Origin of the sequence: Mesorhizobium opportunistum WSM2075 (assembly GCF_000176035.2) — a bacterium.
Taxonomy (GTDB): Bacteria; Pseudomonadota; Alphaproteobacteria; order Rhizobiales; family Rhizobiaceae; genus Mesorhizobium; species Mesorhizobium opportunistum.
The window spans coordinates 2157195-2183040 of the sequence record NC_015675.1; the positions used below are offsets into that span (position 1 = coordinate 2157195).

The following is a 25846-nucleotide window of genomic DNA, read 5'->3' on the forward strand; positions in this document are numbered from 1 at the left end:
GAATGAAAGGACTTGTTGCCCTGACCTGCCTGGCGCTCTGCGGCGGCCTCGTGCCGGCCGCCGGGCAGGTTACATCGCCCTACAGGATCAAGCCCTCGGACGTGGTGGTGCCTCCCGAGGCAAAACTGGGGGAGTACCAGCGCACCATCCGTCCGTTCGAGAACTGGACGCTGATCTGCGACGAGAACCTCAAGGCCCGCAAGAAGGTCTGCAACGTCTCGCAGATCATCGAGGACACTGCCGGCAAAATGGCCTTCAGCTGGTCGCTTGCCGCCACGCAGGACGGCAAGCCCTACATGATCCTGCGCACCGCGCCGAATGCCAGGAGCGACGGTCTGGTGTCGCTGAAGTTCGATGGACAGGCACAGCCGATCGACGTGCACCTGAACGGCTGCAACGAAATGGTCTGTGTCGGCATGCTGCCGGTGGGACCGGTGATGCGCCAGCAGATAGCGCGCAAGGCGACGCCGGCGATCTCCTACCCGACCGTCGACGGCCAGACGATCACCGTGACCGCAACGCTCAAGGGGCTGACGGAAGCCCTTTCGCCAGTCAAATAAGGGGCAGCACCATGAGCCAGCAGGACCAGTTCATGTCCGCGAAACGCAGCAACCCGGCCGTCGAGGCGGATCGGCAAAGGCTCGTCGAGCCATCGCGGCGGCGGTGGCCGCGCGTCGTCGGATTTTCCCTGTTGGGGCTGGTGGTGGCGGGCGTAGGCTTCGCCGCCGGGAATTATGCCGCGATCGCCAATCTGGTCGGCGGCGCGACCGCCGCACAGGCTTCGACGCCGTCGCCCGCGCTTCCGGACACGCCTTTCCTCGAGCACGTCAAGCAAGCCGGCGTGCAGGCCTGCTCGACCGTCTATCCGGTGCTCGGACAGATCCTGACGACAGGCACGAAATACAGCGTCAAATCGTTGTGGAACGACCAGGCCGCTGACAAGCATGCCGTCCAGGCCTTTGTCGGCATGGACTATGCGTCGGAACGCTACAACGGGCCGGCCGCCGGCGTGGTCTTCGCATCGCCCACCGCTTCGGGCTGCGAGGGGGCGATGGTGCGGGTGGCGCCATTCGCCAGCCCGTGCGCCGACATCCCCGCCATCTTGCCGCAAGGCAGCAAGATCACCGACCATCTCGGGCAGGTCGAGGTCTACGAGCTCGGCGGCAACTCCGGGGAAGCGCTTCTCCTGCCGACTGGCAAAAGCTGCGTGGTGATCTCGGTCGCTTCGGCGGCGAAGTAGGCGAGCGAGTGGGATCGAGGAAAGGGGTGCCGACCATGAGATTGCAAGCTTTGGCGGTTTTGGGTTTGACCTTGTTGTGGAGCGGACAAGTCGTCTCGGCCGACCTGGTGGCGCCGCCGGAGCCGCAGCAGGAGGAAAAAGGCATCTGGGCGGCCATCGCCTATTCGCAGGCCGATAGCAAATACGGTTTCTTCTGGGGCGCCGACAAGCGGCAGGAGGCGAAGGACATCGCGCAGAAATATTGCGAGAACGCGGGCGGAAAAGCCTGCAATGTCGTGACCGTCTTCCGCAACCATCGGCATTGGAACGATGACGACAAAACCGGTTTTCCCTACAAGCACTGCGGTGCGCTCGCCGTGGCCGACAAAGTCGAGAACCGGTTCACGCCTTGGGGCGTGAACTCGGCAGAGACCCGCAGGGAAGCCGAGGACCTCGCCTTGCAGGCCTGCGAAGCGGCGGGCGAGAAATGCAAGATCCGCGAATGGGTCTGCACATGAAGCCTGGCTTCAAGGCAGTCTCGGCATGCGGGGCAATTCTGTTTTCGTTGATGTCGCCCGCATCGGCACAGCAACAGGTGGCGGCAGTTGCGGCTGGCCCCTCATCGCTGCGCGAAGTCTACCAGGACTGGAGCGTGGCTTGCTCTGTCCAGGAGAATGTGAGGGTCTGCTCGCTTTCGCAGGACCAGGTCCAGAAGAACGGCCAAAGGCTGCTTGCCGTGGAGATACAGAGACGCGCGGACGGTTCGACGACGGCTACCTTGCTTCTGCCTTTCGGCATCCTGCTCGATTCCGGTGTGACGCTGCAGATCGACGATCAGCCGCCATCGTCCCAACAGCGTTTCAGGACCTGCTTGCCGACGGGCTGCCTCGCCGTCTTTGCCATCGATCGGTCCTTGGTTGGAAAGATGCGGGGAGGCACGGTGCTGAAGCTCAATGTCACGACGGATGCCGAGACCCCGCTGACATTTCCGGTGTCGCTGCACGGCCTGAGCGCTGCGCTCGACCGCATGGTCGCGTTGAGCGCAAAGTGAGGAGAAGGCGGCTGCCTTCGATGCCGGCCGGATCTCATGGAACGTTGCTGTGCCGAAGGTCGTTTAGTCCGGTGCCACTGCCATCGGATCGCGATCATGAAGAAGAAAACCTACGTCAAACCCACGCTTGTAAAATGCGGAAAACTGACGGAGCGCACGGCGCAGATCATGGCATCCGGGGTCATACTGGGCGAGTGACCGCCTACGGCTATTTTTCCCGCATTGCTCGACGGAAGTTGGCGCGGAGCCCCGAGGCGATCCCTTCAGCCATTTGAGTCATTCGATAATTTTCCTATTGGGCGATGGCCGATTTTCTGTTTAGCCATACCCACGGCGATGTGTCAGACTTTGCCGCATTTCGCAAAATGCACGAGAGTTGGTAGCCGAAGGAAGTACGATGACAGGACAAAAAGTTGCGTTGGTTAGCGCTGGCGGAAGCGGCATGGGCGCGGAGACTGCCCGTCGACTTGCCGCGGACGGCTACAAGGTCGGGATTCTCTCGTCCTCAGGTAAAGGGGAAGCGTTGGCAAAGGAGCTCGACGGCTTCGGTGTCACCGGCTCGAACCAAACCAATGACGATCTCAAGCGGCTGGTCGATGGCGCTGTCGAGCGGTGGGGCCGCGTCGACGTGCTTGTAAACAGCGCTGGCCACGGCCCACGAAAGCCCATCCTCGAGATTACCGACGAGGATTGGCATGACGCAATGAACGTTTATTACCTGTGCGCCGTTCGTCCGACGCGGTTGGTCACACCAATCATGCAGAAGCAGAAATCGGGCGTCATCGTCAACATCTCCACCGCCTGGGCGTTCGAACCGAGCCCGATGTTCCCCACCTCTGCCGTCTTCCGTGCCGGGCTGGCCTCCTTCACGAAGATCTTCGCGGATACCTATGCCGGTGACAACATTCGCATGAACAACGTTCTTCCAGGTTGGATCGACAGCCTGCCCGCAACCGAGGAACGTCGCGACAGCGTGCCGTTGGGGCGCTATGGCACCAGCCAGGAAATCGCCGCCACGATCGCTTTCCTTGCGTCGGATGGCGCGGCCTACATCACCGGCCAGAACATCCGCGTCGATGGCGGCATAACGCGCGCCGTCTAGAACAGGCATTCAACAATGCGCACCAAAGCCAGCATTCGTGTCGTCGGCTGTCACGCCGAAGGCGAGGTCGGCGACGTCATCGTGGGTGGCGTGCTGCCGCCGGCGGGCCGCACGATGATGGAGAAGATGATCACGATGGAACGTGATCACGACCATATCAGGCGCATGCTGATCTGCGAGCCGCGCGGCAGCGTCGCGCGCCATGTCAACCTGCTCGTACCATCGACGCGTGACGATTGCGTCGCCGGCGCCATCATCATGGAGCCGACGGAATATCCTCCGATGTCCGGTTCCAATACGATCTGCGTCGCCACGGTCCTGCTGGAGACCGGCATGGTGCCGATGCAGGAGCCCGAGACGCGCTTCAGGCTCGACATGCCGGGTGGCGTCATCGACGTGCGCGCCGAATGCCGTGACGGCAAATGCGTGTCGATCACCTTGCGCAATGCGCCTGCCTTCGCCGAACGTCTCGATGCCAACATCGAGGTCGAGGGAGTGGGAACGCTCACGGTCGATGTAGCCTATGGCGGCATGTTCTATGCTATCGTCGATGCTAGGGCGCTCGGCTTCTCGGTCGCCCCCGACGAGGCTCGCGAGCTGGCGGTGATGGGCGAGAAGGTTCGACGGGCCGCGCGCGAACAGCTGGATGTCGTGCATCCGGAATTCGAACATGTGCGCGGCGTGTCGATCGTGCAGTTCGCCATGCCGTTCCAGGGGCCCGGCAATGTCACCCGCAACACCTGCATCGTCTCGCCGGGACGCTCCGACCGCAGCCCGACGGGAACCGGCACGTCGGCCCGCATGGCCGTGCTGCAGGCCCGAGGCCTGATGGGAGTTGGCGACGTATTGATCCACGAATCGATCATCGGCTCGCGCTTCACCGGCAAGATTGTGGAGCTGACGGAGATCGGCCGCCGCAAGGCGATCGTTCCGGAAATCACCGGCCGAGCCTGGATCACCGGTGAGCATGCCTACTACCTCGATCCGACGGACCCATACCCGCAAGGCTACGTGCTGTCGGACACGTGGGGGACTTCCACCTCGGTCAAGCAATAGGCGTGCAGCGGCGTCGAAACAGGTTCGGTCTAGCCCGAAACCTCAGGGACCATTCAACCGGGATGCCCGCGATTGAAAGAACTGCAGGAACAATTCGCGCTCCGTGGTGATGTCGAGTTTTTCATAGATGCGGCGGCGGTGATTTTTGACCGTGCCGACTGCGATCCCCAGCCGCTCGGCGATGCTGGCGGTCGGATGTCCGGCCAGGACGAGCTGGACGAGTTCGCGTTCCCGCTGTGAAAGCTCTGGCCAGAGGCTGGCCGGAATGCTGGGCTTTTGCTGCGGCGAAGCGCCGGGTCCTGTCGGCATCGATGTGCGGGAGAATTCGTTTCCGCGCGCGGTTATGTCGAGTGCGTGCAGGGCTGCGAACACGGGCAGCCGCTCCTCCAGCCGCGCGATCTCGCTGTCCTTGAAAGCGGCGCTCGAACGGTCGAGGAAGATGCCGAGGCACCAGTCGCCGCCATCCGCCAGCATGATGCCGACTTCGTCGCAGATTTCGGACTGCGCCAGGAAGCCAGCTATGTACTGGCCGCGCTTGGCCTCGTCGTCGGCAAGCCGTTTCAGCGGCATGATGCCAAGCCGCCGCTCGCGCCGCCACGAGGCATAGAACGGGTCGAACACGTAGTAACTCGCGAGATAGCGCTGCACCATCTCGTCCGAGAAGCGCCGGTGCTTGACGAATTCCGGTGTCTGCGTCGCCGAATAGCGCGTCACCGTGACGAGGTCATGCTCGATGTCGGCGCCGATCAGGTCGATCAGGCAGTCGACATGCCTGCCCGTGCCGGTGGCGGCGATCGCCTTGGCGAGCGGCGCCCAGATATTGCCCATGCGCATGCCCTTTTCTCGGCGATCCCGGCCCGACCGTCATTGTGTCTTTTGGCATATGGCGCGAGGCCGCCCAAGGATTCTAGCCTTGCCTCAACCTAGACCACATTCCGAGGCGCCCGTGACCCAACCCAATCCCGTCGGCCCGATCGTCGGCAACCCTCCGATCATTGGCAATCCAATCGTCATCGGTATCGACGCCGGCGGCACCATGACCGACACCATCCTTGTCGATCAGGACGGCCACTTCAAGATCGGCAAGTCGGCGACCACGCCGAAGAACGAAGCCGAAGGTTTCCTGGCCTCCGCCGAAGACGCGGCCGATGCCTGGGGCATCTCGCTGGAGCAGCTCTTCTCCGGCGTCAACGTCGTGCTCTATTCCGGCACCGGTATGCTCAACACGCTGTTGTCGCGCACTGGCCGCCGCCTCGGCCTGATCACCACAAAGGGCCTGGAGGACATGATCCTGATGGGCCGCGGCTTGCAGGCCTGGGCCGACTATTCCTATGCCGACCGGCTGCATGCGGTGACCCATCATCATCCCGATCCGCTGGTGCCGCGCCGCCGCACCCATGGCGTCACCGAGCGCATCGACCAGTTCGGCGACATCATCCTGCCGCTCTATGAACATGAGGTGGCTGCCGCCGCCAGAAAGCTGATCGCCGACAAGGTCGAGGGCATCTGCGTCATGACGATCTTCTCGCACGTCAATCCCGTGCACGAGAAGCGCATCGCCGAGATCTGCCGCGAGGAGATCGAAAAGGCCGGCGCCGAGATCACCGTCTACACCAGCCACGAAGTCCGCCCGGTCATCCGTGAACAGTCACGGCTGAACTCGGTGCTGATCGAGGCCTACGCGACGTCGCGCGGCCGCAAGCAGCTCAAGGGTATCGAGGACGTCTCGAAGAAATACGGCTTCAAATATGGCGTGCAGACGCTGCTGTCCTTCGGCGGCCTGACCTCGATCAACCATCCGCGCCTGCACGAAACCATGATCTCCGGCCCGATCGGCGGCATTCTCGGCGCGGCCTATGTCGGCAAGCTGATCGGCAACGACTCGCTGATCTGCTCGGACATGGGCGGCACCTCCTTCGACATGGGCGTCATCACGCGCGGCCAGACGCGGATCGAGAACGAGCCTTTGATGGACCGTTTCAAGCTCAACGTGCCGACGCTGCATCTGGACACGATCGGCGCCGGCGCCGGCATGATCCTCAAGGTCGATCCCCTGACCAAGAAGGTCTCGCTCGGGCCGGAAAGTGCGGGCTCGGATCCCGGCCCGATCTGCTTCGCCAAGGGCGGCACCGAACCCACCATCGCCGATTGCGACGCCATCCTGGGCCGCCTCAACCCGCATTACTTCCTTGGCGGCAAGGTCGTTCTGCAGGTCGGGAAGGCGAGGGCAGCCTTCGAGGAAAAGTGCGCGCGCCTGCTCGGTGTGGGCGTCGAGGAGGCCGCCGAGGGCATGATCGACATGCTGGAGGCCGACGCCAACAATGCATTGCGGCGCGTCATCTCCGGCCAGGGCATCCACCCCTCCGAATTCACGCTGCTCTCCTATGGCGGTTCAGGCCCGCTGCATCTGGCCGGCTGCTCCAGGGGAATCGGCTTCAAGGACATCATCACCTTCCAGTTCGCCGCCGCCTTCTCGGCCTTCGGCTGCACGACGGCCGATTTCATGCGCCGCCATTCGGTGTCGACGCAGCATGACATCGGCGCGCGCGCCAGCGATGAAGAACTGATGGCCTTCGGCAAAAAGGTCACCAATGTCTGGGACGAACTCACCAAGGCAGCCGTCGACGAGATGATCGAGGACGGCCATGGGCGCGACAAGATCAAGACCGTGCCGTTCCTGATGATGCGCTATACCGGCCAGCTCGAGGATGTCGAGGTGATGGCGCCGCTCTCGGCCATCCGTTCGGCCGACGACATGCGCGGTGTCATCGACGAATTCGAGGCCGTCTATGCCAAGGTCAACCACCGTGTCTCGCGCTATGGCGAAGCCGGCTTCTCGATCACCGAACTCGGGCTCATCGCCACCGCCGACAAGGTCAAGCCGGTGCTCTTGAAGCGTCCGCTCGGCAAGTCGGATCCGGCAGCCGCCCACAAGGGTGTGCGCGAGGCCTATATCGGCGGCCGCTGGCACAAGGCCAATCTCTACGAGATGGATCTGTTGCAGCCCGGCCACGAGGTCACCGGCCCGGCTATCATCGAGCATCCCGCCACAACGCTCGTCGTTCACCCGCAGGACCGTGTCCATGTCGATGAATGGACGCTGCTGCACTACACCCACGCTTGAGAAGGGCGAACGCCATGCTGGACAAACCCGCCTCCGCGCTCCGCATCCGCGAAAGGCTGATCGAATCCGAACGGCTCATGGAAGAGACCGGCTGCTACGACGGCATCACGGAACTTTCGCTGCGCAACCAGGATCCGCTCAAATTCGAGACGCTGCACACCAAGCTGCGCGCCTATTGTGTCTCGGCCCGCGAGATGGCCCGCCGTATCTCCGCCTCGCCCGGCGTACGTGAGGTCGGCGAGATGGTGGTCGCCATCTACACGCCGGAAGGCGATGCGATCGCACTCTCCAACGGCATCATGGTGCATGTGCACACGATGAGCCGCTTCATCAAGTGGATGATCAGACAGGGCTATGAGGAAAACCCCTGCATCCGCGACGGCGACATCTTCGCCAACAACGACGCCTTCATCGGCACCGTGCAGGTGCCCGATGTGATGGACGTGGTGCCGATCTTCCACTCGGGCAAACTGGTCGGCTGGGCGGGCGCGGTCTGCCACGAGCTCGAGGTCGGCGGTATCACGCCCGGTGGTGACGTGGCGCTGGCGCAGGAGCGCTTCACGGAAGGGCTGTTCGTCTGTGCCGAAAAAATCGGCGAGAACGACGAGATCCGCCGCGACTATGTCATCCGCTGCGAGCGCAACCTGCGCATGCCGATCTATTGGGTGCTCGACGAGAAGGCCAAGGTCGCCTCCTGCATCGACATGCGCGAAAGCGTCAAGGCGCTGATCGACGAGATCGGCTTGGACTACTGGATGAAGGTGTCGAAGGAGTTCATCGAGGAAGGCCGCCGCGCCCAGCTCGCCCGCACGCGCCAGCTCACCGTGCCCGGCATCTACCGCGGCCACACCTTCTACGGCTATGTCACAGCGGGCAAGCCCGGCTACCAGCCGCTCGGCGACCCCGACTGGCTATACAACATACCGATCGAGATGGAGATCACCACCGACGGCAAGATCATCATGGACTTCGAGGGCACGCAGCCCTGGGGCTACCATTCGATGAACTGCACTCCGGCCGGCATGGATGGCGGCATGTTCGTGACGCTCACCCAGCACATGAATTTCGAGGGGCTGGTCAATGACGGGGCCTGGATGGCGACCGAACTGAAACTGCCGCACGGCACATGGACCAACCCGGACAACGAAATGGTGGCGACCGCCACCTCATGGGCCCTGCTGCTTCCGGCCTATGGCGTGTTCCAGCGGCTGTTGTCGCGCTCCTTCATCGGACGCGGCTTTGTCGAGGAAGCCTTCGTCGGCCAGGTCAACAGCCCGATGATCGAGATGGGCGGCACCAGCCAGTACGGCAAGCTGTTCGGCATGGCGCATTTCGAATGCGCGGCCGCCGGTTCCGGCGCGCTGGCGATCAAGGATGGGCTCGACACCGCCTACGTCGGCTGGAACCCGGAATCCGACATGGGCAATATCGAGATCTGGGAACAGAACATGCCGATGGTCTATATCGGCCGCTCGATCGTTCCCAATTCCGGCGGCGCCGGCAAGTATCGCGGCGGCTGTTCCTTCCTGTCGACCTGGCTGGTCAGCAAGACCGATCATCTCAGGCTGGTTACATCCGAGCATTCGTCCCGCGTGTTCGACAATGGCGGCATGTGCGGCGGCTATCCGGCGCCGACCTGCCAGAAGCATCGCGCGGTGCGCAACTCCAACATCTTCGAGCTTGCCGAACAAAGGGCACCGCTGGCGCACCACACCGGCACCAATCCGCATCGCTCGGAACTTGAGCTGCGGCTGCAGGGCGAGCATGTGACGATGGAGGGCCCCTACATCACCGCCCCGCACAAGACCGGTGACGTCTTCACCCATTCCTACAATGGCGGTGGCGGCTTTGGCGACGTGCTGGAGCGCGATCCGCTCAAAACAGCGTTGGATGTCGAGAACGGCTATCTCACCAAGGAAGCGGCCGAGGGCATTTTCGGCATCATCCTCGACGAGGATGGGGATGGCTATCCCGTTGCCAACATCGAGGCCACCAAGCGTCACCGCGCCGAGATGCGCGCCAGGCGGATCGCGCAGGCAAAGCCGGTGTCGGAGTGGATCGCCACCGAACGCGACCGTGTCGAGAAGGCCGACTTCGCGCCCGAGGTGAAGAAGATGTACGCCAGCGCGATCGGGCTTTCCTCGCGCTTCACCAGGGAATTCAGCGATTTCTGGAACGTCGACGCTAAATCGATCTTCATGCCGGGAGCAAAGCCATGACCTCGTACAGCAAGGAAGTCATCGCCGATCTGGTCGCGGGCACGCTGCCCTGGCCGCAGATGCGCCGCGTGATGAGCGCCTACAAGGACGACGATCGCTTCTTCAAGTACGTCGCGGTGCTGCAGGATCGCGTCGGCTGGAAGGATCCGATCCTGCTGCCGGTCTCGGATCACCTGTTCATCTGCCAGAGCGGTGATGAGCGGGTGACCCGTTGTGAGTGCGGCCACTCCTTCGGCGACTATCGCAAGAACTGGAAGCTGGAGGCGGCGATCATCGTGCGCAACACCGAGGAGACGCTGCGCGAAATCTATCCCAACAGCGATATTCCCGATCCGCAGTGGATGGAGATCCGCGAATTCATCTGCCCGCAATGCGGGACCATGCACGAAGTGGAAGCGGCCGCGCCCGGCTACCCAATCGTGCATGATTTCGAGCCGGACCTCGAAGGCTTCTATCGCGAATGGCTGGGCAAGCCGCTGCAGCCTTGACCAAGCCGGTTGCCAAGCCTTGGATAGGTTCGTCGCGGCTTCCGAAATGACGGTCGGTGGCGACGCCTTGTGATTCGATTGCGGAGATCCAGTTCGATGACCAATCTCTCGGGCCGCGGGGCCATCGTCACCGGCGGTTTTTCCGGCATGGGCTTCGCCATCGCCACCGCGCTTGCCAAGGCCGGGGCCAATGTCGCCGTCGGCTCCTACGTGGCCGCGCCGGGCCCGGGAAGGACCGATGCCGCCTACTATCCGGGCGCCGGCGAGATCGAACGGGTACGCTCGGCTTTGGCGGCGCATGGCTCAAGTGTCCACGCCGCGCATCTCGACGTGCGCGACAGCGATCTCAGCAATCGTTTCGTGTCCGAGGCGGAGGCTGCGATCGGGCCGGTCGACATTCTCGTAAATGCCGCCGGCACCACCGCCGAGCAGCCGGTCGTGGGGCATTCGGACGAACTCTGGGACAAGATCGTCGACACCAATCTTACCGGTGCCTTCCGTGTCACACGCGCCGTCCTGCCGGGCATGATCGGACGCGGCTGGGGCCGCATTGTCAACATTGGCTCCACCGCGGCCTCGGTTGGCTGGAAGGACAATCCTGCCTATTGCGCCTCGAAGGCCGGCCTGCTCGGGCTGACACGCTGCGTGGCGCTGGAAGGGGCCGCACACGGCGTCACCTGCGTCATGATCAGCCCGACCTGGGTGGAGACGGAACTGATGCGCCGCAACGTGGCGCAAGTGGTCGAGCGTGAGGGCAAGGGCCGCACGCCGGAGGAAGCCATGGCCGAAATCGTTCGCGGCAACCCGCAGCAGCGCATGCTGCAGCCGGAGGAAATCGCGGCGCTCACGGTGTTCCTGTGCTCGGACGCCGCCAGGGGCATTACCATGGAGAACATCCAGGTGACTGGCGGCGCTTTGTGGTAACGCCGACGCGAGGATCCAATCGAATAATCTTGGGTTGGCGGTTTGCCTGTAGATAGGCAGCATGACGACCGCCCCGAAAAGAGCGATGACTATCACCAGCCCGTAGCCTCGCCGGACAATTTCGCGCGGGCAACTTTCGCGACACCCAAACCAACGCCCGGCCGATGTCGTGCCGCGTTTGCCTTCTTATAGCTGAGCGATTTTGTACGAAATCGTACCATTGATTGATCGGCGTCTTGGACAAGATCAAGATGAAGCGGAGGGTGATGGGAGGAACCGCATGAGCATCGCCAGATGGGCAATAAGACCCGTCGGTACCGCTAGGGAGTTTCTGGCATCAGAGCTTCGAAGTGCGCGATATGGCGATATCGTCTCGGTCAAAGCGGCAATAGAGGCCGCTCGCAGGAATGCGCCCTATTTGCAAGATACGGATGACGAGTTGACGGAGAAGATCGTCGATCTGGCACGGGAACTGGGGCTAGCCGTCCTTTTTGACTCTCGCGAGTGATCGATGGCCGAAGGGCTTGGCGCTGGTCGATGCTCCTTGGTACGAAACCAACAATTGGCTCATGGCTGAAAATGCGCAATCCTTGGAAAATGGAACGCCGATTGGACGACAAGCTCGATTGCAAGGCATGCGGGACTATCCAGATGGACATTCCCGACGACGCCGAGGAGTCGACGCCAATTCACTGCAGCAAGTGCGGTGCCTTTCTTGGCGAATGGGGCGAACTGCAGGATGATTTCCATCGCCAGGCCCGCGGTTCCGAAGCCTTCGACCTGCGCAACGGAAACATTATCAAGAAGTAGCGGCAGTCGCTGGATTCATGCAGCTCGGTTCTGGGCAGCTCGGTTCTGGGCAGTCTGGTTCTGGGCAGCCTGGTTCTGGATTGCTGGCCGATGCCACCGACCCGCTCCACGAATGCCTTGTGGACATTTACAATCCTGACCGCCTCAATCTCCCGCTCTTGTCGGGGCATCACCGCGCGATAATTTCCCTGAAGGCGTGGGTGCTTCTCACTCTCGACAGGAGCCTGCCATGAAACATCAGACACTCGACCAACTGTACGCCGTCGCCAAGGTCGAATCCTCGGCGGCATATTCGGAGATGACGCGGAACCAGCGTATCGAACGTTGGGCCGAACTTCTCGAACAACATCCCGAGCGACGTCTTGCAGCGTTTACAGGCACCGAATATCTGCGCCTGGAGGAGCGTGACAGCGTGCGTGGGGAAGGATCGGCAATTGCTGTCGCCCTCGAAGATCCGGTGCTGCGCGCATCGGGCCTGAAAGACGACACCTATGGTGAGGCAAAACGCTTCTTCGGGCTGAGCGACTGGCAACTGCACGACATCGTCTGCGATTGTCACGTCGGCGCTACGATGAAGGCGGGCTGGGCTGCCAACCGGGTCCGCGCAACGATTGGCGGGAACAGGTTTATTGCCTGGCTAAGGCAAAGGATAATGCACTGAATGCAAGAGGGGATCGCAGCCTGCCACAGCACGATCCCCTGCCTTGCTCGACGCCCGAGTCAACTCTAATCAGGGTTTGGTCGCGGGAGAGCGCCGCCGCTTTTCCCCATGCTCCTCAAGCTGCCGGTTTCGCTGCCGCGGTTGCCACGCGGCGCATCCCCAGTCACAAATCCGGGCAGGGGTTGCCGGTCCGATATCCAGCGTTGTGAGGGGCGTGAGATCCTTCAACCGCAGGGCCGGGCGGCCAAGCATGGGCTCCGCGATAGCTGTTCTGGATCGAAATTTCGCATTGGCCAGAACGGTCAGATGCTCTGCTTCTTCGCGCGAGAGGCCGTAGAGCACTTTGCAAGTGAATTCCGCCGGAACCTCGGAATGTAGATCATACACCATCCAGTTGTCGGCCGGATCTTGCAACGCGATGAACCTCAAGCGGGCCTCCATGGTCAGCTAGGCCCAATTTAAACGAGATGCGTTTTGTTCCGCCTCTCCATTCGGACAGTGGGCTTCCGCCATGGGGTGAAGCTCAGCGACCGAAGGACTGAGGAACTCGCTACGTCATTCTCGCCACGTCATTCAGGACATGACGGGAGCTTGGCGACCGCAAGCACGTGCAGCCACCCGCTTGGGCCCAAGAACTGAAAAGCCATGATGGCGGCGGCCACGCGCGAGGCTCTACACCTGCAGAATGCGGTCTCAAAACTCACCGCGCGCTGGCTGCGCCACATGACGCCGCTTCGCTCGTGCGATGATGAATCGTCAAAAACGTACCATCGCGATGGCCATGGAACATTAGGGTCATCTAATAGTTTTGGTGCGGCAGGGACCCAACGCCCGGCAAGTCCCAAAAATCCCAGGGGCGGCCCGTCGCTGCCGTGAATGGGGCGGCGGGTTTTCTTGGACTGGTCGCCTGGCGAACGCGGAAGGCAACGGGCCTCCGTGACGACAGGTTACCCGGCAGAATGGGGGCCGACACGATACTGCAACAAACTCTGGGCATCATTGTTGTCTCAACTTTCAAGGAGCCGTGACGAGGTCGATCAAATGCGAAATGATGGAGAATTGCTTGCAAGAGCATGCGCGTTGGGCATCAACATCTATCAACGCTCAAAAACAGTTTGGGTGGCCAGGGGAAGCTATCGTGGCCGTACTTTCGAGGTGAAGGGGCGTGCTCCAAAGCCAACGATCGCTTTGTGGAAGGAAGCGACACGTTATAGAGGTTCGGCGTTTTAAGCTCGAGCATCCACAGCCGCGAGACAGCTCAAGCTCGGCGGCTCGCCGCAGGGACCAGAAGCGCGAAAGGTCTGTCCCTGTTGCCGGGACGCGCGGACCTGGCCTGGGTTGTGAACAGTTTTCTTCGCCGGTTGACTTTACGGGTTTTGCACGAAACCCTAAAAGGAGTGCTGTCGTTAGCAAATATTATGGGCGCTAGCGCTTGGGAGCCATAGACTTACTCCTGCCCCACACGGAGGCATTGGAGCGATGTCCCAACAATCCGAAAATATTGCATCGCTGTTGCGGCAATTGCGGATGTTGGAAGAGCCCGCCGAAATCACATGTGCCTATGCCGAGGTGATACGGGGTGCTGCCGATGACATCGCCGATGAATTTCCATTCGACGATGTCGAAACGTTGGCAATGCTGATTGAAGACGATATCGACGACAATGAAGAGGCAGCGCGTACTGCTCGCGCTATTTCCCTGGAGCTCCGTCGACGATTGGCCGCTGGTGTAAGAAAATGGCCAAGGCTGAAGATTATGTGATGAAACGAGACGGCAAGTCTTGGCTCCGTTTAGTCTTCGGCCGATTGAGCGTCCCATCGTCGATATGATCGGCTTGGCTTGCGTGTCGGCTGCTTGGATCGGCTCCGGACCTTGCTCGTGCCTCACGGGTCCGCGCCGCTCGCGCCTTCAAAGTGCAATCTGATCCAATCCGATCTCTTTGCGGCCTATCGACAACTCAGGTCTTTGGGTGGCAAGCAGATCGATTAGGCCACGCGGTATCGTAAGGCGTCGCAGTCGAGATGTCATTGTAACCGTTTGACGACAAACGCGCGCTTTGGAACCAATGGCCGGTGCGGCTGCGCTGCGTTGGGCAGCTTGATTTGCGCCACACCGGCCACTGCGGGTTGGTTTGGGTGTCCCCCGCACTGCTCAAATTATAGACATATTAGCAATAACGCAAATAAGACTGAAGTCCCATGGGCGATGAGGGTGCGGCAGGCCGCTACCTACCAGGATCATGGCGTTGCACGGTCATAGCGACTGTTGGGATGCTATGACGGATGCGTACGAAGCGGGCATCTATGTCAAATGCAAATGACAGCGCCCCAATATGAACGTAGACCAAGCTATGGTTTGCCAATGAGGGAGCATCTTCGCCCGTAATTTTTAGGAGCCAAAGGCCAGAGCAAATGCATCGCGATCACGACGAGATTTTCCATCGGGCGGATGCTCTTGGGGTTACGATCCTTCAACGTTCAAAAACAGTGTGGGTGGCCACGGGAAGCTACCGAGGCCGACTTTTCGAGGTGAAAGCCCGCTCGCCCGCGATTGCACTCACGTTGTGGATGGAAGCCGCTCGGTATGCTGGTCAGCGGATTTAGTGACTGGATCTCCGACGCCTAAGCATCCATTCGCAGCCCAGGCGCCGGCCATCCCGGCTCATGCGTGGTCGGCCCGATTGACCTGTCGATCATCGGGCACAAGCCTTAAGACCGGGACGGATAGACGGAATTGCTATGTGCCTGCCCAAAGTGCAGCACTGCACGCAACCTCGCCACAACATTGTCAGATAGTTAACAAATGGTTGCCTCTGAACTTTGAGGTTTGTCGGTCCGGACGTCAAGAATGCGACGAACAGTCAAACCGAGCTGACGATCCAACTCCCCGGAGTTTTAAATAGATGCGTCATTTTCTACTTGGCGACGCCACACCGGAGCGCTGGTCATCGCGATCGATGTAGGTGACTGTTGCGACCGATCACATTGAGTTGCAAGTTTTAGGCAGATATCCAAGAAATCGCTAATACGCCTATTTTGAAAGAGAAATGAGTAAAATTGCGTCTGAAAATTTTTTCACTAATTATAAAACATGCCGACGGGCTCACCCTGGAACAAGACTCGATCTTCCCAAAAAAATACACGACAAGATCCTCAGGGGCTGAATGTCACCCTGTTAAGGAGGCTTATCATGATCATTCGCATTCTTACCGCAATTTCTCTTGCTGTATCTGTCGCATCCGTCTCGACGACTAGCTTTGCCGAATCGACGACCAAAATTAAGTCTGTGGAAGCAGGCAAGGCAGGTCGCGCCGCAGAACCCGGAAAGGCAGGGCGCGCTGCAGAACCTGGCAAAGCCGGCGGTGCTGGCGAAACCGGTGGCAAGGCCGGCGGCGCCGGTGAGTCCGGCGGCAAGGCTGGCGGCGCTGGTGAGTCCGGGGGAAAATCCGGCGGCGCTGGAGACGGTGGCGGCAGCAAGGGCGGCTGACCGCCCTGCCGATCCTGCCAGGTCGTAAAGAGCGCACCCTTGCCAGCGTGCATGCTGGCGGGGTGCCTTCGCTGTTGGTGACCGAAGACCAGGCTGGAAGTTTCGCTGCTTGAAGAAGATCACTCCGGATCGGGCGCCTGCAATTGGACTGCAGCGCCGGGAAGGGCCCAGCTGGTGCTCTCGACCCACGCGCAGTGATTCATGTTGGATACCCACGTGCGCTCGTGCGCTCGTCGAAATTCCAACAGCGCTTGCAATTCCACCTTGCCTCTCTCGTAGCTGGATTCCGGATCGCCGAGCGTAAGCTTGGCGGCAACCAAAGAGCACAATTTCGCGTGCTGCAATCCCAATTGAAGGAATTGCACCCGCCTTGACGCTTGCTGGTCTGCCGCCGCGGAGGAGGCTGCCTTGTCGAGCAATGCTTCGGCCGGCGCGAAGCTCTCCTCTGGATAGATCGCATGCGCCGCTTTCGCCCAGCTTCGCCAACGCGAAGCCCCAAGAGCCTCGAAGGTGTCACGCAGCCGCGCACGCCCACCGGACGTATACGCCTCCCAGAAATCGAAATATTTCCTCACGTCAGCCGCCGCGGGTCCGAAGGCGGAGTAATATTCTGACAGCAGGGAGCCGGCAGGCATGTCGGGGTGGATCTGCAAGCGGAGCAACAGGTAAAGGTTTGGGCCTTGTGTCGCCCAATGACCTGTCAGCGAATCGAAATCGGTCCCGATCATTCCGTTGTTCGCGGCGCTCTGAAACTCGTCGGCGAACTGGCTGGAAAATATGTGCGGCATGCAATATCCGTCCAGAAAATAGTTCGTCCGCATGAAAAGCCTGGCCTCGGTTTCCGCCCATCCTCGCCACTGGGCTTTCATCCAATCCTGCTCGTCGCCGCTTCGGGGATAGAACCAGGATGACGGGCAAAATCCGATCATGACGTTCGGCCCCAGTTTTATGCCCGAGGTCGGAGCGGCGAAGTAGTTCATGTAGGCGTAGCCGACGACAACCGAGTTCGAATTGTATTTCGCGGCGATCTGCTGGATGGCTTGCCATGAACGCGCATATCTGTCGGATACGAAAGGCTTGCTGGCGATCTTTGATTTCGGCGGAATGAATTTTCGATAATCCGGTGGTTCCGGGCCATCGAGCGCCTTGCATGCATCGCATTCGCATTGGCCAGGCACGTCATTCTCGACAGCATTGACGAAGGTTGGAAGGTGTCCAGGAGTATCCCCTCCATGCTCGCGCCACTGCGCGACAATCTCTTCGCGCAGACCCGGATTGGAAATGCACATGGAAAAGCGCGCACCCAGCCTTGAGGGGCCTCGTCTGCCGTTGACCAGTTGAAACCATTCAGGATGCTCGGCGCCATACTGCCGCCACCAGTCCACGAAGGCATGGCCGTACTTCGCTGGGATTCGGCGGCCCATGCGGTTGCGACGCAGAAATGTTGCCTGCGCGTTCATGTATTCTTCGGCCGCCGCGGCAGTGAAGCCCAGCTCGGGATGATCCTTGGCCTTCAAGCCCGCAGCCGAGCGCACGTGGCGCTGCATGAATCGAGGCGTTACGACATGGTCTTGAAGAGGAACGACCACGGACTCCGCTCTTGGAACAAACGTTCCCAGTTCGCCTGGCCATAGCCACCGAACCGCGAAGTAGCGATCGAGAAGTTCGTATGCGCCGAAGAGCGTTCCGGCGGAGGTGTCCTCATCAAGAGGGCTGCCGCTCGTGTCATGCCCCGCGATACAGAGATGGCGGCCGACGGTGCGGATTGCACACGACTCCGGCTCCAATGCGCCGGAATCGATGCCGGCCTTTCGGGCAAACCGGGTATCGCCCAGAAAGATATGGGCTTTGCCCAGGCTTGCCGACGTCACTTCGCTTTCAGTCGCCATGGCAGGCTGGAAGCCGGTCGCTTTCTCGATATGCCAGCCGAGCTCCACGGCAGCATAGTGGACGGAGTCCTTCGGGCTGTCCGGGATAACCAGCGTGACGGCGGGTCTGCCTCCCGCCACCAACGTCACACCATCGCCTGGCTGAGCGTACGCGCCGGCTGCCTTGCCAGCGCCCAGCCAGTGCAGCAAGCCGAATATGGCTCCCTGCCCAAACGTCCTTCGCGACAGTGCCCGCATAGCAAGACCTTACCTACGGCCGATCATCCAACAAGGTGGACCTTCTTCTGGACAAGGACGGTGCAGGCTTCCATGAATCGCGGGGGACGCTGTCGGTCCCTCCGGAGATGAAGAGGGCCAAACCGCGCTGAATTCTGCCCGAAGGAGAAGGGACTTTTGGCGATCCAGGCATGCGCACCATCCGATGAGAATTGCTCGCAGCATGTTTGGTGCGGCGGGCGATCAAGCGTTGCGCACCAAGCGAAGCGGCTGCTGTTACGCGCAGATCATGAGGTGCATGGTATCGCCGCTAGACCCAACGATCCCAGACAGGCTTTTGGGTGTTCTTGCTAGACTTTTGGTCGGGGGAGTGCCTGGCCCCTTGGTGGCTTGCAATGATCGTCGGGGACCGGATCGATGCCGCCGCTCGCGCCAGCGGCGGGGTTGTTTCGATTGCCGAATGGGAGGTTCGGATCGGCAAGTGTTAAAATGGTCACATTCCTTGGAACTCCAATCTGGCATCCCTCGTTGCTTCTTACATGGCGCGGGGGCTGGAATGTATGAATGCAAATGATCCACAATGGCGAACGCTCGCCGGCGCTCTAGGCGTCACTGTTTATCAGCGCTCAAAAACAGTTTGGGTCGCGGCCGGGAAATACAGAGGTCAAGATTTCGAGGTGAAAGCCCGTTCCCCACAGGTTGCGCTTGCCCTGTGGAAGGAGGCCGCGCGCTATGCCGGTTCGGACTGGTGAGCAATGATGGGACTTGCTGCTCGCGCGGATGAATTGCGCCAGTTGTTGGACACGGATGCCGATAAGGGAACAACCATTACCGGCACCCGATAGTCTCAAGGTTTTATCGGCCTAGCCAGCGCCACCGCTGCCCTTGCCGCTCTCGCCGGCGCCCCCGCTGCCCTTGCCGCTCTCGCCGCCAGCCTTGCCGCCGGTCTCGCCAGCGCCGCCAGCCTTGCCACCGGTTTCGCCAGCGCCGCCAGCCTTGCCGCCGGTTTCGCCAGCGCCGCCAGCCTTGCCGCCGGTTTCGCCAGCGCCGCCAGCCTTGCCACCGGTCTCGCCAGTGCCGCCAGCCTTGCCGCCGGTTTCGCCAGCGCCGCCAGTCTTGCCGCCGGTTTCGCCAGTGCCGCCGGTCTCGCTCGACGCAGCGCTAAGGGTAGTGGCCGTACCGCCGGTCTCGCCAACCTTGCCGCCGGTCTCGCCGGCGCCGCCAGCCTTGCCGCCAGTCTCACCAGCACCGCCAGCCTTGCCACCAGTCTCGCCAGCACCGCCGGCCTTGCCGCCAGTCTCGCCGGCACCGCCAGCTTTGCCGCCAGTCTCGCCGGCACCGCCAGCTTTGGCGCCGGTCTCGCTAGGCGAGCTTACCTGGACGCCAGACTCCCCGGCTGCGCCGGCATTGGAAATCCCTATGGTTCCCAGAGCAAAGAACGCCCCCACCAGCAACTTCGCCGTAGTTGTAACTTTAATGGTCATATCGTCTCCTGATATCAAAGCTCCCCCGCGTACTTAATAATCAGATTCTCGAAGAAAGTTTATTCACAATCATGATCGAGTCAGACACATTTAATGACAGTTTGACACGAGATTATACCTGTAAAATCTCGATTTCTATGAAGTAGTAAAAAGCCAAATGCCATCATGCCTCTATCGTAATTGTGTAGCAGTCGGCCGTTGTTAAAATGGGCGACACCTAGGATGGTGGAAATATGCATCCGATATTTCAATCTCCGCCGTGTAGAAGGCGCATCGGTGTTGGCGATCTTCAAGAAAACATCAAGCAAACGCAGCACGATGGGCCGCGATGCCAACGGATGGGTCGCATTGGCTGTCACTGCCGGTTACCACTTTTGGGTGGATTCAGCGCCGCCAAGGGCAATTGACAGAAACGGCCCCTGCGGATGCCATTGAAGGGTTCCAAAGGCGGGGAGGATCAGGAGCATCTGCTCCCGATTTGATGTTGGAAAGTTCGGCAAACGAGTGATCCAAACGGGCCCCGCATTTGGCCACGGACGATAACCATCGTCAGTCGAGAGCGGATCCATGGCCACTGACCCCGTCCATCACCTGGAATCAACTGCCAAGATTGTTTCGGCCTTTGTCAGCAGGAATCGGGCCTCGCCTTCTGATCTGGTGGATCTGGTGGAGAATGTCGGCCGCGCTTTGCAGGCCCTCGCGGGAGGCACGGAAAAAAGCAAACCAAAGATCGTTCCCGCCGTACCAATCAGCAAATCGGTGACTCCGGATTTCATTATCAGCCTGGAGGATGGACGCAGGATGAAATCGCTGAAGCGGTATCTGGCGTCGCTTGGAATGACACCGGCCGACTATCGCAGGAAATGGGGTTTGCCGCCTGACTACCCGTTGGTGGCGCCGAATTTCACCGCACTGCGTTCGCAAGCGGCAAAGAGGATCAGGCTTGGACAACGGACCGCCAGTGATCAGACCTCACGAACCTGACCGTATGGTCCTATCGATGACGATTTTGCCGCGCCTGCTGCCCGATCAATGTCGCCATGATTGAGGATTGCGATGGCGTTCCCCAAGGCGCTTGTCTGGAGGCAGATCTGTGCATCGTGGGCGCAGGTGCGGCGGGCTTGGCGCTCGCCTCGCAGTTCGAAGGAACACCGCATCGCATATGCATCATCGAAAGCGGCGGGCTGACATACGAACACTGGCGCCAAAGACTGTCGCGCGGCCGCTCTGTAGGCAGACCCTATGAGGCGCTGGACCTTTGCAGGATCCGCCAGTTCGGCGGAAGTACCGGCAGGGCCGGTTGGGGTGGGTGGTGCAAGATGCTGGACCACGCTGATTTCGAGCCTCGGTCCTGGATTCCGATGAGCGGATGGCCTGTCGATCGCGACTCGCTCCTCCCCCACTATGAGACGGCAGCCGGTTTGCTGGGCATCGACGACTTGCAAGCCGAATGGCCTGCCTCCGCGGCTCTGCCTATGACCGGGCCGCTGTTTTCCGAACGATGCTTTCTCAGTCCCATCCCGGATTTAGGGGCGACATTGCGCGCCAGGCTGCAAAGGGCAAAAAACGTGCAGGTTTTCCTGCACGCCACGGCCTTGCGGCTAGACACCGACTCCTCGGGAAGATGGGTTCGCTCCATCGAGGTGGCCAGCACGCCAAACCGGCGCTTCCGGATCCAGGCACGGTCCTTTGTGTTGGCCTGCGGCGGGATCGAAAACGCGCGCCTGCTCCTGGTTTCAAACCGGCAGACGCCGAATGGCATAGGCAACCAGCACGACCTGGTCGGCCGCTATTTCATGGAGCATCCGCGCGTAAAATGGGGGAGCCTGCAGGTCGGCCATCCCGACACCGCGCTGGCCCTTCACGTGCCATCCATTGTGGCGCGAAGGCCTTATTTGTCGGAGCAAGAGCACTGCGGCGTGAGCGGTGCATTCGGGCTGGCGCTGCGCCCGGAGATTCGTGAAAGTGAACGCCTTCTCGGCTCCCGGACGTGGATCAAGCCGGGACCTTGCGCCAATGATCTGGGTGGCTCCGAGGCGTTGCATTATCTTGCTTTCTGGCTGCGGAAGGGACGCCTCCATCGCGACCTTATCAAGAGTGGCCGCACCATCCTCAGACATCCCGCAGCGTCGGTCGCGTCGGCCATCGAGCGCCTTGGGCACTCACGCGGGCGCGTAAGACATTTTCATTTTGACACGATCCTCGAACAAGAGCCGGACCCGGAAAGCCGGGTTACGCTCGATACAAGACTTGACGAATTCAATCTTCCGCGCGTGAAGCTGGAATGGAGGGTGGGGCCTCTCGTTCGGCGTACACTCGAGCGCATGCAGACAATCATCACCGAGGAGATGCGGCTGCTGGGCCATAGAAGCGACGTTCAATTAAGCGCCCACGAGACCCCGACTTGCGGAGACGATATCCCATACCGATGGGTGAGGCACCACATGGGCACAACGAGGATGAGCGCCGATCCGAGGACTGGCGTGGTCGATGCCACGTGCCAGGTTCACGGCCTCGGGAACCTTTTTGTCGCCGGGAGCTCCGTTTTTCCAACCGGGGGAAACGATATGCCCACCCTGACGATCGTCGCGCTTGCCATTAAATTGGGCCGACACCTGCGGCAATGGCTCGAGTAGAGGTCAATTCCATATTGGAGGAGCTCACGGAGGCCGCTCGGAGGCTTGACCAGCCTGGCGGCTCGTTGCTCGGAGTCCGGCACGAAGTGTCTCCCAAGATACACCTTTACTTCACAATGGCATAATTTCAGATTTACTTTACGTGCTTTGGATACGGACGCGAGAAATTACAGTTTTAAAAACGACGTCACGTTAAATCCTCTTTTGCAATTCGTTATAGATTGCACGCGGCTCAGCCCCCGGCACCCTTTTCGTTGAGGATACACCTTTTGGTGGAGGCAGCCTTGACACTACGCATTTAGCGACCTGGGGTCTAATCCTGCCAAAAAAATGCGATTATATTCACGGTGTGCGTTTTGTCACACCGCCTCGCCAACCCACAAGTTATTACTAATGCATTAAGGAGGTGGGTCTTCGAAGCGAATTTCTCCGTTGGGGTGATTTTCGCGGGTGTTAGAGTTGAACCTTTGGGTTGGGGAAAAGCTATGACAATTCTGTCCATTAACGATCAGCCGGTCAAAACCGACTTGGCTCCCTATTCATCTGTCGCAAATGCCAATCATATCGGACCTGCTCCCTCACGGGAGGAGATGGAGATAGCGATCATCGATGACAGACCGCTGATGTGCGACTGTTTCGCCAGAAGCCTCGAACTCATCGAGCCATCATTTCGTATCCAACGCTATCCTACGGTCGAAGCGTTCGACGCTGCCAGCCCGGAGGAGACCGAACGCGTTTCGACCGTCTTGCTATGCGTCATGTGGTCGAATTCTCAGGCGGACTATCATCTGTCGCGGATTGCCCATCTCAAGGCAACCAGACCCTCTCTGGGAATCGTAATGCTCTCGGATATCGAAAGCTTTGATGATATTGTCAAAGCAGTGGAAAGCGGGACACGCGGTTACATCCCAACAAGCGTCAGCTTGCAGGTTGCTGCAAAGGCTATTCAGCTTGTCGCGGCAGGAGGGACTTTCGTACCGCCGAGTGTCCTCTTTAGTTCGGGCCAGGCGGTCAAGGACAGCCAACCCGCCAAGCAGCCGCAGGGCGACAATGTTTTCACGTCGCGCCAGATGGCGGTGATCGAGGCGTTGCGGCGGGGCAAGGCAAACAAGGTGATCGCGTATGAGCTCAACATGTGCGAAAGCACGGTCAAGGTGCATATTCGCAATGTCATGAAAAAGCTTCGCGCGAGAAATCGTACCGAGGTAGCCTACATCCTCAACACAACGCCTTATGATGGTGTGAGCATACGGAATTGAGGCATGGCTGCCGCCTCGGTCAAAAAATGATGATTTCTTTTGCCCGCGGCAACCGTGCCGGTTGGCTTTGTCAGGCCCTCGAATTGGAGGGCCTGACAAAGCCTCGACATTTTGCAGGGTGCGAGGAAAGTTGAAACAGCCGCCAGATCGATATGCTGTTCCACAGACGGAGAGGGAGACCACTCCCGCAGCCGAAAGGAACACATCGCAAAGCCCGGACTTGAGCGATATCGAGCATTTCCACGCCGTTCGCCCTTCCACGCTGGCCGAGATGAACCGACGCTGTCATTGGTTCCATCTCGAAGACGGCGATGTCTTGATTCCGGCCGGTGAAAGGGTCGATCGAGTATTTTTTCTTCTGGAGGGCGAGCTTCGCTTCCCTGTCTATACCCGCACAGGCAAAATTGTATGGCTCCCATCGGCGCACGAGGGATCGCTCGTCAATGAAGTGGCTCTAAGCGGGGACCTTCTTGCGGTGCCTTATTCGATCGAAGCCGCGGGACCGTGCACCATTGCCTCCATCGGCAATCGGGCCTTCCTGGATATAATCAAGGACGATCCCGAGGCGCTTCAGGCCATTATCCAAATGCTGGTCGAGCGCCAGCACTCGTTTGTCGAGCATATCGTTGAACTCTCGACACTCAGCGTTCGATCGCGCGTGCATAGCGAACTGCTGCGCTTGTGTGTTGAAAGTATCGACACGGACGGTTCGGCGATGATTTCTCCCATTCCCACCCATACGGATCTAGCCAATCGCATCGGCACGCATCGGGAAGCGGTGGCCCGCGAACTCAGTTATCTGCAGAGTGTCGGGATTGTGCTGCGCCGCGCAAAGGAACTCTTTGTGCCCGACGTGTCTCGCTTGACGGACCTGCTCTCCAAGTCCGACGATTAATCAGCCATGGTCTCATGATCGGCCATGGTCTCAGGCCATGGACCGGCGCAGCCCTGCATTATCCCCGCAGCCATGCGAAGCGTTTGGTGCCTAAGCCAAGCCACGTCCGAACGGCATTCTGCTGCGATGTCGAGCGGTAGATCTTCTGATGATAGACCAGCTCATAGGGCCACAGTTCGAGGCTGCGGTTCGCGAGATGCGTGAGTATCCAGGTGATAGCGCTTGCAGCGACAATGAAGGCGCCCATCGAGACGACGACGTTGGCGGTGAAGAGGTGAGCGTGCGAAAAGAGGGAGCGGGTCAGAAAATACGTATAGGGGTGCACCAGATAAAGGCTATAGCTGACCGTCCCGAAGTAGCGAAGAAGCCGATTGCCGAGAAGCAGCGAAGTCAAGCTGCTTCGCGATACCGCCAGGCCGAAATAAAGCGCCGTCGCAGCGACCAGCAATGGCACTTCGGCATTCTGGAAATCGGACCAGTGATAGTCGTAGTGGCCGCGAGTGGATATGAAGACGCACGTTGCCAGCGCCGCGCTCTCGGCCAGCCGATGGCGACCGACACGCATCCAATCATATCGATCGTAGGCGAGACGGATCAGGCCGCCGGCAACGAAATACAGCGCAATCGGATATCTGGCCATAAAGAGCGCCGCGAGGAGACCCAGAGCGGCCAACCCAAGCTTGTTGGGGCGACGGATGGCGAAGAACACGAAGGTACCGGTGAACACATAGAACCAGACTTCGAACGTCAGGCTCCAGGCATTCGGCGTCAGCTGCTCTGTGTGGGCGAAAAGATTCAGGAACGTCAGTCCGGCGAGAATTGCGGTGAGATTGTTGGTCTCGGGATAAAGGTTTGTCGCGGCGTTCAGCGCGACGTAGAGCACGCTGAGAACGAAGAACAGCGGGTAGACGCGCAGGAACCGTCGGGCGGCAAACTCACGGGGACTGTAGTGCAGCGCACTCGGAAGGATCACGAAGCCACTGATGGCGAAGAAAAGGCACACACCGAAGGTGCCGAAATTCCAGAAAGGCCCAATGGCCGCTACATAGGCGGAGTTCGAGGCGTAGATATGCTCCGCCGTGCCGCCCAGGAGATGCGCGAAGAACACCATAAGCGAAGCGACACCACGAAGCCCGTGCGCAGCCACATTGAATGACTTGTCGGAAACTGGTTTCGCGGATGCGTCGCGCAGGACATGCGGTGCGTCCGATGGTTTCAGGGAAGGGGGATGCGCAACAGCCATTTGAGCCTTCAAATTGGACCCCGCAGACCATTCCAACCTACACCGATCCAGATTTTGCAATGCTCAGGAATTCGAAGGACACCC

General features: G+C 60.2%; 24 protein-coding genes. 19 read left to right on the top strand and 5 right to left on the bottom strand.

Annotated features, from left to right (window positions below):
• The first annotated feature begins 2 nt into the window (after positions 1 to 2).
• The 6 genes from MESOP_RS10285 to MESOP_RS10310 all read left to right on the top strand — a co-directional run bounded on the left by MESOP_RS10285 (position 3) and on the right by MESOP_RS10310 (position 4428).
• Positions 3 to 560 (top strand): invasion associated locus B family protein, encoded by a 558-nt coding sequence (locus tag MESOP_RS10285; protein WP_013893268.1) that lies wholly within the window; start codon positions 3 to 5, stop codon positions 558 to 560.
• 11 nt (positions 561 to 571) lie between these two features.
• Entirely contained in the window at positions 572 to 1240 is a 669-nt protein-coding gene (locus MESOP_RS10290) for a hypothetical protein (RefSeq protein ID WP_013893269.1), read from the top strand.
• A gap of 35 nt (positions 1241 to 1275) precedes the next feature.
• On the top strand, positions 1276 to 1737 hold the full coding sequence (locus tag MESOP_RS10295) for a DUF4189 domain-containing protein (protein WP_013893270.1): 462 nt from the start codon (positions 1276 to 1278) through the stop codon (positions 1735 to 1737).
• The gene (locus tag MESOP_RS10300) at positions 1722 to 2270 is read left to right on the top strand and encodes an invasion associated locus B family protein (RefSeq protein ID WP_041164057.1); all 549 of its coding nucleotides are present in this window, start codon (positions 1722 to 1724) and stop codon (positions 2268 to 2270) included. Before MESOP_RS10295 ends, MESOP_RS10300 begins: the two co-directional genes overlap by 16 nt.
• A 397-nt stretch (positions 2271 to 2667) precedes the next feature.
• Positions 2668 to 3372 carry an SDR family oxidoreductase gene (locus MESOP_RS10305; RefSeq protein ID WP_013893273.1) on the top strand — a complete coding sequence of 235 codons (705 nt, stop codon included), beginning with the start codon at positions 2668 to 2670 and terminating at the stop codon, positions 3370 to 3372.
• 15 nt (positions 3373 to 3387) lie between these two features.
• Complete coding sequence (locus tag MESOP_RS10310) at positions 3388 to 4428, top strand: proline racemase family protein (protein ID WP_013893274.1); 1041 nt, start codon at positions 3388 to 3390, stop codon at positions 4426 to 4428.
• A gap of 42 nt (positions 4429 to 4470) precedes the next feature.
• On the opposite strand, the gene MESOP_RS10315 is transcribed toward MESOP_RS10310, so the two are convergent.
• Complete coding sequence (locus tag MESOP_RS10315; protein WP_013893275.1) at positions 4471 to 5262, bottom strand: helix-turn-helix transcriptional regulator; 792 nt, start codon at positions 5260 to 5262, stop codon at positions 4471 to 4473.
• Positions 5263 to 5422: 160 nt separating this feature from the next.
• Between MESOP_RS10315 and MESOP_RS10320 the strand changes: the two genes are divergently transcribed.
• The 7 genes from MESOP_RS10320 to MESOP_RS10355 all read left to right on the top strand — a co-directional run bounded on the left by MESOP_RS10320 (position 5423) and on the right by MESOP_RS10355 (position 12654).
• Complete coding sequence (locus MESOP_RS10320) at positions 5423 to 7552, top strand: hydantoinase/oxoprolinase family protein (protein ID WP_041164591.1); 2130 nt, start codon at positions 5423 to 5425, stop codon at positions 7550 to 7552.
• 14 nt (positions 7553 to 7566) lie between these two features.
• Complete coding sequence (locus MESOP_RS10325) at positions 7567 to 9771, top strand: hydantoinase B/oxoprolinase family protein (RefSeq protein ID WP_013893277.1); 2205 nt, start codon at positions 7567 to 7569, stop codon at positions 9769 to 9771.
• Positions 9768 to 10259: an acetone carboxylase subunit gamma gene (locus tag MESOP_RS10330; RefSeq protein ID WP_013893278.1), complete on the top strand. Its 492-nt coding sequence runs from the start codon at positions 9768 to 9770 to the stop codon at positions 10257 to 10259. The genes MESOP_RS10325 and MESOP_RS10330 overlap by 4 nt, the downstream gene beginning before the upstream one ends.
• A gap of 96 nt (positions 10260 to 10355) precedes the next feature.
• Positions 10356 to 11183, top strand: a complete 828-nt coding sequence (locus MESOP_RS10335; protein ID WP_013893279.1) for an SDR family NAD(P)-dependent oxidoreductase — start codon at positions 10356 to 10358, stop codon at positions 11181 to 11183.
• Between the two features lie 280 nt (positions 11184 to 11463).
• Positions 11464 to 11691, top strand: a complete 228-nt coding sequence (locus MESOP_RS10340; RefSeq protein ID WP_013893280.1) for a hypothetical protein — start codon at positions 11464 to 11466, stop codon at positions 11689 to 11691.
• A gap of 101 nt (positions 11692 to 11792) precedes the next feature.
• Positions 11793 to 11993, top strand: coding sequence for a hypothetical protein (locus MESOP_RS10345; protein ID WP_041164058.1), 201 nt, complete (start codon positions 11793 to 11795; stop codon positions 11991 to 11993).
• A gap of 229 nt (positions 11994 to 12222) precedes the next feature.
• A complete protein-coding gene (locus MESOP_RS10355) occupies positions 12223 to 12654 on the top strand; it encodes a hypothetical protein (RefSeq protein WP_013893282.1) in 432 nt (143 codons plus the stop codon).
• Positions 12655 to 12723: 69 nt separating this feature from the next.
• Here MESOP_RS10355 and MESOP_RS10360 read toward each other — a convergent pair whose 3' ends face one another.
• Positions 12724 to 13083: a hypothetical protein gene (locus MESOP_RS10360; RefSeq protein ID WP_013893283.1), complete on the bottom strand. Its 360-nt coding sequence runs from the start codon at positions 13081 to 13083 to the stop codon at positions 12724 to 12726.
• Positions 13084 to 14133: 1050 nt separating this feature from the next.
• On the opposite strand from MESOP_RS10360, the gene MESOP_RS10365 reads away from it, so the two are divergent.
• Positions 14134 to 14415 (top strand): hypothetical protein, encoded by a 282-nt coding sequence (locus tag MESOP_RS10365; RefSeq protein ID WP_013893284.1) that lies wholly within the window; start codon positions 14134 to 14136, stop codon positions 14413 to 14415.
• Between the two features lie 1428 nt (positions 14416 to 15843).
• A complete protein-coding gene (locus MESOP_RS10370) occupies positions 15844 to 16140 on the top strand; it encodes a hypothetical protein (RefSeq protein ID WP_013893285.1) in 297 nt (98 codons plus the stop codon).
• 119 nt (positions 16141 to 16259) lie between these two features.
• Here the strand turns inward: MESOP_RS10370 and MESOP_RS32950 are convergent, their stop codons facing one another.
• Both MESOP_RS32950 and MESOP_RS35555 read right to left on the bottom strand, forming a co-directional pair.
• Positions 16260 to 18218, bottom strand: a complete 1959-nt coding sequence (locus tag MESOP_RS32950) for a DUF4838 domain-containing protein (RefSeq protein WP_049802350.1) — start codon at positions 18216 to 18218, stop codon at positions 16260 to 16262.
• A gap of 890 nt (positions 18219 to 19108) precedes the next feature.
• Positions 19109 to 19729, bottom strand: a complete 621-nt coding sequence (locus MESOP_RS35555) for a protein-serine/threonine phosphatase (protein ID WP_013893287.1) — start codon at positions 19727 to 19729, stop codon at positions 19109 to 19111.
• 567 nt (positions 19730 to 20296) lie between these two features.
• On the opposite strand from MESOP_RS35555, the gene MESOP_RS10390 reads away from it, so the two are divergent.
• The 4 genes from MESOP_RS10390 to MESOP_RS10405 all read left to right on the top strand — a co-directional run bounded on the left by MESOP_RS10390 (position 20297) and on the right by MESOP_RS10405 (position 24519).
• Positions 20297 to 20713 carry a Ros/MucR family transcriptional regulator gene (locus MESOP_RS10390; RefSeq protein ID WP_013893288.1) on the top strand — a complete coding sequence of 139 codons (417 nt, stop codon included), beginning with the start codon at positions 20297 to 20299 and terminating at the stop codon, positions 20711 to 20713.
• Between the two features lie 137 nt (positions 20714 to 20850).
• Positions 20851 to 22365, top strand: coding sequence for a GMC oxidoreductase (locus MESOP_RS10395; RefSeq protein WP_167313543.1), 1515 nt, complete (start codon positions 20851 to 20853; stop codon positions 22363 to 22365).
• Between the two features lie 485 nt (positions 22366 to 22850).
• Complete coding sequence (locus tag MESOP_RS10400; RefSeq protein ID WP_013893290.1) at positions 22851 to 23624, top strand: LuxR C-terminal-related transcriptional regulator; 774 nt, start codon at positions 22851 to 22853, stop codon at positions 23622 to 23624.
• Positions 23625 to 23844: 220 nt separating this feature from the next.
• The gene (locus MESOP_RS10405) at positions 23845 to 24519 is read left to right on the top strand and encodes a Crp/Fnr family transcriptional regulator (protein WP_041164064.1); all 675 of its coding nucleotides are present in this window, start codon (positions 23845 to 23847) and stop codon (positions 24517 to 24519) included.
• Between the two features lie 58 nt (positions 24520 to 24577).
• Here the strand turns inward: MESOP_RS10405 and MESOP_RS10410 are convergent, their stop codons facing one another.
• Positions 24578 to 25762, bottom strand: a complete 1185-nt coding sequence (locus tag MESOP_RS10410) for an acyltransferase family protein (RefSeq protein WP_013893292.1) — start codon at positions 25760 to 25762, stop codon at positions 24578 to 24580.
• Positions 25763 to 25846: the final 84 nt, after the last annotated feature.